The sequence below is a fragment of the Streptomyces sp. SBT349 genome (assembly GCF_001083795.1).
Taxonomy (GTDB): domain Bacteria; phylum Actinomycetota; class Actinomycetes; order Streptomycetales; family Streptomycetaceae; genus Streptomyces.
On record NZ_LAVK01000040.1, the window covers coordinates 25442 to 32214 of the forward strand.

A 6773-nucleotide genomic window follows, 5' to 3' on the forward strand; every position below is an offset into this window, starting at 1 on the left:
CGGGCGTTCTACTCCAGACCGGCGGCGGCGGGGACGGTGCCGTCCGTCTCGTAGGCGCTGAGCATGGCGATGCGGCGGCTGTGGCGCTCCTCGGCCGTGAAGTCGGTGGTGAGGAAGACCGCGACGAACGAGGTGGCCTCGTCGGGGGTGTGCATGCGGGCGCCGAGGCTGAGGATGTTGGCGTTGTTGTGCAGGCGCGCGAGGCGGGCGGTCTCCTCGCTCCAGGCCAGCGCGCAGCGGGCGCCGCGCACCTTGTTGGCGGCGATGGCCTCGCCGTTGCCCGAGCCGCCGATGACGAGGCCGAGGGCGCCGGGGTCCGCGACGGTCCGCTCCGCCGTGCGCAGGCAGTACGGCGGGTAGTCGTCGGCGGCGTCGAACTGGTGCGGGCCGCAGTCGACCGGCTCGTGGCCGTGGCCCTTGAGCCAGTCCGTCAGATGGCTCTTCAGTTCGTATCCGGCGTGGTCGGAGCCGAGGTAGACGCGCATGGTCCGAGTCTGGCATGGCCGCCGGGGGCGGCCGTCATCAGTCTCCCCTACACCCGGTCCGACCCGTCGCGGGAACCGGCGATCCGCCAGGCCAGCGGGAGGGCGCCCATGGCGAGGGCGGCCTTGAGGGCGTCGCCGACGAGGAAGGGGACGAGCCCGTCCTCGACGGCCTGGGCGAGGGACATGCCGGTGTCCAGGGCCAGGTAGGGAACGCCGACGGCGTAGGTGATCGCCATGCCGGCGACCATGGTGGCGGCGGTGCGCGCCACGGTCCTGTCGCCGCCCCGGCGGGCCAGGGCGCCGACCACGGCGGCGGCGAGCGTCATGCCGAGGATGTACCCGAAGGCGGGCATCCCCCAGCCCGAGCCGCCGTCGGAGAACCACGGCGTGCCCGCCATCCCGGCCAGGGTGTAGAGGAGCAGCGAGGTCAGCGCCCGGCCCGTGCCGAGGGAGGCGCCGATGAGGAGCGCGGCGAAGGTCTGGCCGGTGACGGGGACGGGCGAACCGGGAACGGGCACGGCCAGCTGGGCGGCGAGGCCCGTCAGCGCGGCGCCTCCGACGACCAGCGCCACGTCCCTGACCCGGGCCCTGGGCAGGGTCGCGGCGGGCAGCAGATCGGCGAGGACGGCGGTGCTCATGGCGGGCTCCAGCGAAGGCGGGGACGGCGACAACAGGGGCGTGCGCACGGGGAGGTGCGCCCTTGACGCTAACCGACGTGGGGGCACCGGTCGGGGTGATCTTCATGACACCCGGCGCCTCTCGCTGGTAATGTGTTGTTGCAACTGATTCGCAATTAGTGGAGATGGGCAACGGCATGGCCACCTACACCCTCCCCGACCTCCCCTATGACTACGCGGCCCTGGAGCCGGTCATCAGCGGCGAGATCGTCGAGCTGCACCACGACAAGCACCACGCCGGCTATGTGAAGGGGGCGAACGACACCCTGGAGCGGCTGGAGGAGGCGCGGGAGAAGGACGAGTGGGGAGCGGTCAACGGCCTGGAGAAGAGCCTCGCGTTCCACCTCTCCGGCCATGTCCTGCACTCGATCTACTGGCGCAACATGACCGGTGACGGGGGCGGGGAGCCCCTTGAGGCGGACGGCACCGGCGAGTTGGCGGACGCGATCGCCGAGTCGTTCGGCTCGTTCCCCCGCTTCAGGGCACAGCTGTCCAAGGCCGCCGCCACCACTCAGGGATCCGGCTGGGGCGTGCTGGCGTACGAGCCGGTCAGCGGGCGCCTGGTGGTGGAACAGGTCTACGACCACCAGGGCAACGTCGGCCAGGGCTCGGTGCCGCTGCTCGTCTTCGACGCCTGGGAGCACGCGTTCTACCTTCAGTACCGCAACCAGAAGGTCGACTTCGTCGAGGCGATGTGGCGCGTGGTGAACTGGCGGGACGTCTCCGAGCGGTACGCGGCGGCCAAGGAGCGGGCGAACGTGCTGCTCATCGCCCCCTGACCGCGGGGGATCGCTCGGGATTGGTCGGGATCGCTTCTGACCGGTCCGGACCGGTCCGCACCGCGAAGGCCCCGGCCGCCTGATCGTCTTCTCACCTTCCGGGCAGGCGGACGGGAAGGGAGCGGCCCCCGCGCGGAGACATCGCGCGGGGGCCGTCTCATGGCCGCGCCGCCGGACGGGCGCCACCGGACGGGCGCCGCCGGTCAGTCGAACTGCGGCTCCGCGGTCCTGGTGCGCTTGATCTCGAAGAAGCCGGGGGTGGACGCCACCATGAGCGTTCCGTCCCACAGCTTCGCCGCCGCCTCGCCCTTGGGCGCCGGGGTGACCACGGGCCCGAAGAACGCCACCTGCTCGCCCTCCGAGCCGGGAACCGCGATCACGGGCGTGCCGACCTCCTGGCCGACCAGGTCGATGCCCGCCTTGTGGGAGGCGCGCAGCTCGGCGTCGTAGGCGTCGCTGTCGGCGGCGTCGGCCAGCTCGGCGGGGAGCCCGGCCTCCGCGAGCGCGTCGAGGAGCGTGGCGCGGTTCTGCTCCTGCCCCCTGTTGTGCAGCCGGGTGCCGATCGCCGTATAGAGGGGACCGAGGGCGTCGTTGCCGAAGCGCTGCTCGGCGGCGACGCACACGCGCACCGGCCCCCACGCCTTCCGCATCAGCTCCCGGTAGTGCTCGGGCATCTCGTCCAGCCGGCCCTCGTTGAGCACCGCCAGGCTCATCACGTGCCAGCGCACCTCGATCGGGCGCGCCTTCTCCACTTCGAGCATCCAGCGCGAGGTCATCCACGCCCAGGGACACAGCGGGTCGAACCAGAAGTCGGCGGGGGTCTTGTCCGGCATCGTTCTCTCTCCTTGCTCCACATGCTCCAGTCGGACCTGCACACGTCGAGGCCCTACAACGCGACGGGGCCCCGGCGCATTCCGCCGTGCGCGCCGTCCGGACGCCGTGACATCCTGACTCGCGCCCGCGGAGGGACAAGCAGGACAGACAAGACGGCCAGCAGAAGACGGACGAGGGAGTGCCGCCGTGCCAGGAGAGAATCTGACCCGTGACGAGGCCAGGGAGCGGGCCGGGCTGCTGACCGTGCACGGGTACGACGTGGCACTCGACCTGAGGTCCGCGACCGGCCCGGAGCCCGGGGCGGGCGCGGGGCCGCTGACGTTCCGCTCGACCACCACCATCCGCTTCGCCTGCGCCGAGGAGGGCGGGGCGACCTTCGTGGACCTGCTGGCGCCGCATGTGCACTCGGTGACGCTCAACGGGGTGTCGCTGGAGGTGGACCGGGTCTTCGACGGGACGAGGGTGGCGCTGGCGGGCCTGGCCGCGGAGAACGAGCTGACCGTCGACGCCGCCTGCGCCTACAGCCGCACGGGCGAGGGGATGCACCGCTTCCGCGACCCGGAGGACGGCGAGATCTACCTCTACACCCAGTACGAACCGGCCGACGCGCGGCGGGTGTTCGCGACGTTCGAGCAGCCCGACCTCAAGGCGCCGTTCGCCTTCCGGGTCACCGCGCCCGCCGGGTGGACCGTGCTGAGCAACGGGGCACAGACGGGCCGCGAGGAGCTGGAGGGCGGCTGCGCGACCTGGACGTTCGCCACCACGCGGCCGATCTCGACGTACATCACCGCCGTTCTCGCCGGGCCCTACCACTACGTCGCCGACCACTACAGCCGGGAGCTGCCCGACGGCACCACGCTGGAGATCCCGCTGGGCGCGCTGTGCCGGAAGGGCCTGGCCCGGCACTTCGACCCGGAGGAGATCTTCACGACGACGCGGCAGGGCCTCGACTTCTTCCACGAGCACTTCGGCTACCCGTACCCGTTCGGCAAGTACGACCAGGCGTTCGTGCCGGAGTACAACCTCGGCGCCATGGAGAACCCGGGCCTGGTGACGTTCCGCGAGGAGTACGTCTTCCGCGGCAGGACGACGCGGGCCGCGTACCAGGGGCGCGCGAACACGCTGCTGCACGAGATGGCGCACATGTGGTTCGGCGACCTGGTCACCATGGAGTGGTGGGACGACCTGTGGCTGAAGGAGTCCTTCGCCGACTTCATGGGCGCCTTCTCGCTGGTGGAGGCGACCCGTTTCGAGGAGGGCTGGATCGCGTTCGCCAACCGCCGCAAGGCGTGGGCGTACCGCGCCGACCAGCTCTCCTCCACGCACCCGATCACCGCGGACATCCACGACCTCCAGGACGCCAAGCTCAACTTCGACGGCATCACCTACGCCAAGGGGGCCAGCGTTCTCAAGCAGCTGGTCGCCTATGTGGGGCGGGAAGCCTTCTTCGAGGGCGCGCGCCGGTACTTCCAGCGCCACGCCTATGGCAACACCCGCCTGGACGACCTGCTGGCGGTGCTGGAGGAGACCTCGGGCCGGGACATGGGCGAGTGGGCCAGGGCATGGCTCCAGACGGCGGGCGTCAACGCGCTGACGCCGCACGCCACGTATGACGCGGAGGGCCGGATCACCGAGCTGTCCGTGCTCCAGGAGGCGCCCGCGAGCCACCCCACGCTGCGCCCGCACCGGATCGCGGTCGGCCTGTACGGGCGGTCGCGCCCCGGCGGCCCGGTGGAACGGTACGCCCGCGCCGAGGCCGACGTGACGGGCAGCGGTGCGACCGTTCCCCAGCTGGTGGGCGAGCGGCGGCCGTTGTTCATCCTGGTCAACGACGAGGACCTGACGTACTGCAAGGCGAGGTTCGACGAGCACTCGCTGGCCTCGCTGCGGGGCTGCCTGGGGCAGGTCCTGGATCCGCTCGCGCGGGCGCAGTGCTGGTCGGCGCTGTGGAACCTGACGCGTGACGGCCTGCTGCCGGCGCGCGAGTTCCTGGGGCTGGTGCGGGCGCACGCGGGGAGCGAGTCGCAGATCGGCGTGCTTCAGATGGTGCACTCCTGGGCGCTCACGGCGTGGACGCACTACGCGGCGCCGGAGGGGCGCGCGGCGGCGGGCGCGGAGCTGGCCTCGGCGGCGCTCGGCGAGCTCCGGCGGGCCGCGCCCGGCAGCGACCACCAGCTGGCGTGGGCGCGTTTCCTCGCGAGCTGCGCCTCCTCGGAGGCGGACTTCCAGCTGCTGACCGGGCTGCTCGCGGGGACGGCCGTGATCGACGGGCTCGATGTGGACCAGGAGCTGCGGTGGACGCTGCTGCTGCCGCTGGCCGCCCACGGGCACGCGGGCGAGGAGGAGATCGGGGCGGAGCTGGCCCGCGACGACACCGCCTCCGGCAGGCGCCACCAGGTGCGGTGCCTGGCGGCGCGCCCGTCGGCCGAGGTCAAGGCGGCGGCGTGGGCGGAGGTCGTGGAGGCGGACCAGCTGTCCAACGCGCTGGTCGAGGCGACGATCGACGGCTTCGCGCAGGCGTCGCAGCGGAAGCTGCTTGGGCCGTATGTGGGCTCGTACTTCGACGCGCTGGAACGGGTGTGGGAGGAGCGGACGATCGAGATCGCGATGAGCGTGGTGCGCGGCCTCTTCCCCTCCTTCCAGGAGCCGGGGCCCGTGCTGGAGGCGACGGACGCGTGGCTGGCGGCGCACGGTGACGCGCCCCCGGCGCTGCGCCGCCTGGTGAACGAGGCCCGCGACGACCTGGCGCGGGCGCGGCACGCGCAGGCCGCGGACGGCGCCTGACCTCGGCGGGTATCAGGGCGCGAGGGTCCTCAGCGCGGCGGCCAGGGTGGCGACGGCCTCCTCGGCCGCCGCGGGCGGGGTGGCGGCGTAGCCGAGGACCAGGCCCGGGGCACCGGGGCGCTGGGTGTGCCAGGAGAGGGGCTGGGTCTTGACGCCCGCCGCCAGAGCCGCCGCGGCGAGGTCGGCGTCGGTGAACGTGCCGGTGAACGTGTCGGCGAACGTGTCGGCGAAGGTGCCGGTGAACGTGATCAGCAGGTGGAGGCCCGCCGCGGCGCCGTGGACGGTGGCGGTGGGGAGGTGGGCGCGGACGGCCCGGATCATCGCGTCCCTACGGTCGCGGTGGCGGCGGCGCAGCAGGCGGAGGCGCCGTTCCAGCTCGCCCGAGGCCATCAGCCGGGCCAGCACCAGCTGCGGCAGTGCCGCGTTGCCCAGATCGGCGTAGCGCTTTGCGGCCACCAGCGCGTCCCGGTGGCGCGGCGGCGCGAGCACCCAGCCGATGCGCAGGGCCGGGGCCAGCAGTTTGGAGACGCTGCCCGCGTAGCAGACCCGTTCGGGCAGCATCGCGCGGAGCGCGGGGACCGGCGGCCGGTCGTAGCGGTGTTCGGCGTCGTAGTCGTCCTCCACGACGAGCCCGCCCTCGGCGGCCCAGCGCATGAGGTCGCGCCGGCGCGCGCCGCCAAGCACGACACCCGTCGGGAACTGGTGCGCCGGCGTGAGGAGCACGACGGGGGCGCCCAGCGCACGCAACGCGTCCACCCGCACGCCGTCCGCGTCCACCGGGACCGGCGGCGTGTCCAGGCCCCGGCTCGCGAGGTGCTGCCGGGCGCCGAGCGACCCGGGATCCTCGACGGCGACCGCGCGGATCCCTTCCTCGGTGAGCACCTGGGCGAACAGGGTGAGCGCCTGCGCGACACCGGCGGTGATCAGGATCTCGTCGGGGTCGGCCCTGATGCCGCGGTTGCGGGCCAGCCAGTCGGCGACGGCTCCGCGCAGGGCGGGCGTGCCGCGGGGGTCGCCGTAGCCGAGGCCCGCGGGTGAGAGGCCGTCGAGCACGGCGCGTTCGGCGCGCAGCCAGGCGGCGCGGGGGAAGGCGGCCAGGTCGGGGACGCCGGGGGTGAGGTCGATCCTGGCGGGTGCCGCGCGCAGGGCGTCGAACGCGTCCTCGCCGGGGGCATGGGCGAACACCGCCGCGGGGCCCGGCGGTTGGGGCGTTC

The 6773-nt window shown here is 73.2% G+C and carries 6 protein-coding genes; 2 read left to right on the top strand and 4 right to left on the bottom strand.

Annotated elements, in window-relative coordinates:
* Positions 1–8 precede the first annotated feature (8 nt).
* Complete coding sequence (locus ADY01_RS07790; RefSeq protein ID WP_049567898.1) at positions 9–485, bottom strand: ribose-5-phosphate isomerase; 477 nt, start codon at positions 483–485, stop codon at positions 9–11.
* 47 nt (positions 486–532) lie between these two features.
* Positions 533–1123 carry a biotin transporter BioY gene (locus tag ADY01_RS07795; protein WP_049567901.1) on the bottom strand — a complete coding sequence of 197 codons (591 nt, stop codon included), beginning with the start codon at positions 1121–1123 and terminating at the stop codon, positions 533–535.
* Positions 1124–1299: 176 nt separating this feature from the next.
* Here ADY01_RS07795 and ADY01_RS07800 point away from each other — a divergent pair, with 176 nt between their 5' ends.
* Positions 1300–1941 carry a superoxide dismutase gene (locus ADY01_RS07800; protein ID WP_049567921.1) on the top strand — a complete coding sequence of 214 codons (642 nt, stop codon included), beginning with the start codon at positions 1300–1302 and terminating at the stop codon, positions 1939–1941.
* 203 nt (positions 1942–2144) lie between these two features.
* On the opposite strand, the gene ADY01_RS07805 is transcribed toward ADY01_RS07800, so the two are convergent.
* The gene (locus ADY01_RS07805) at positions 2145–2774 is read right to left on the bottom strand and encodes a DsbA family protein (protein ID WP_049567904.1); all 630 of its coding nucleotides are present in this window, start codon (positions 2772–2774) and stop codon (positions 2145–2147) included.
* Between the two features lie 187 nt (positions 2775–2961).
* On the opposite strand from ADY01_RS07805, the gene pepN reads away from it, so the two are divergent.
* Positions 2962–5559 (top strand): aminopeptidase N, encoded by a 2598-nt coding sequence (gene pepN / locus ADY01_RS07810; RefSeq protein WP_049567906.1) that lies wholly within the window; start codon positions 2962–2964, stop codon positions 5557–5559.
* Positions 5560–5571: 12 nt separating this feature from the next.
* Here the strand turns inward: pepN and ADY01_RS07815 are convergent.
* On the bottom strand, positions 5572–6773 hold a 1202-nt coding region (locus tag ADY01_RS07815; protein ID WP_049567924.1), incomplete at its 5' end, for a PLP-dependent aminotransferase family protein.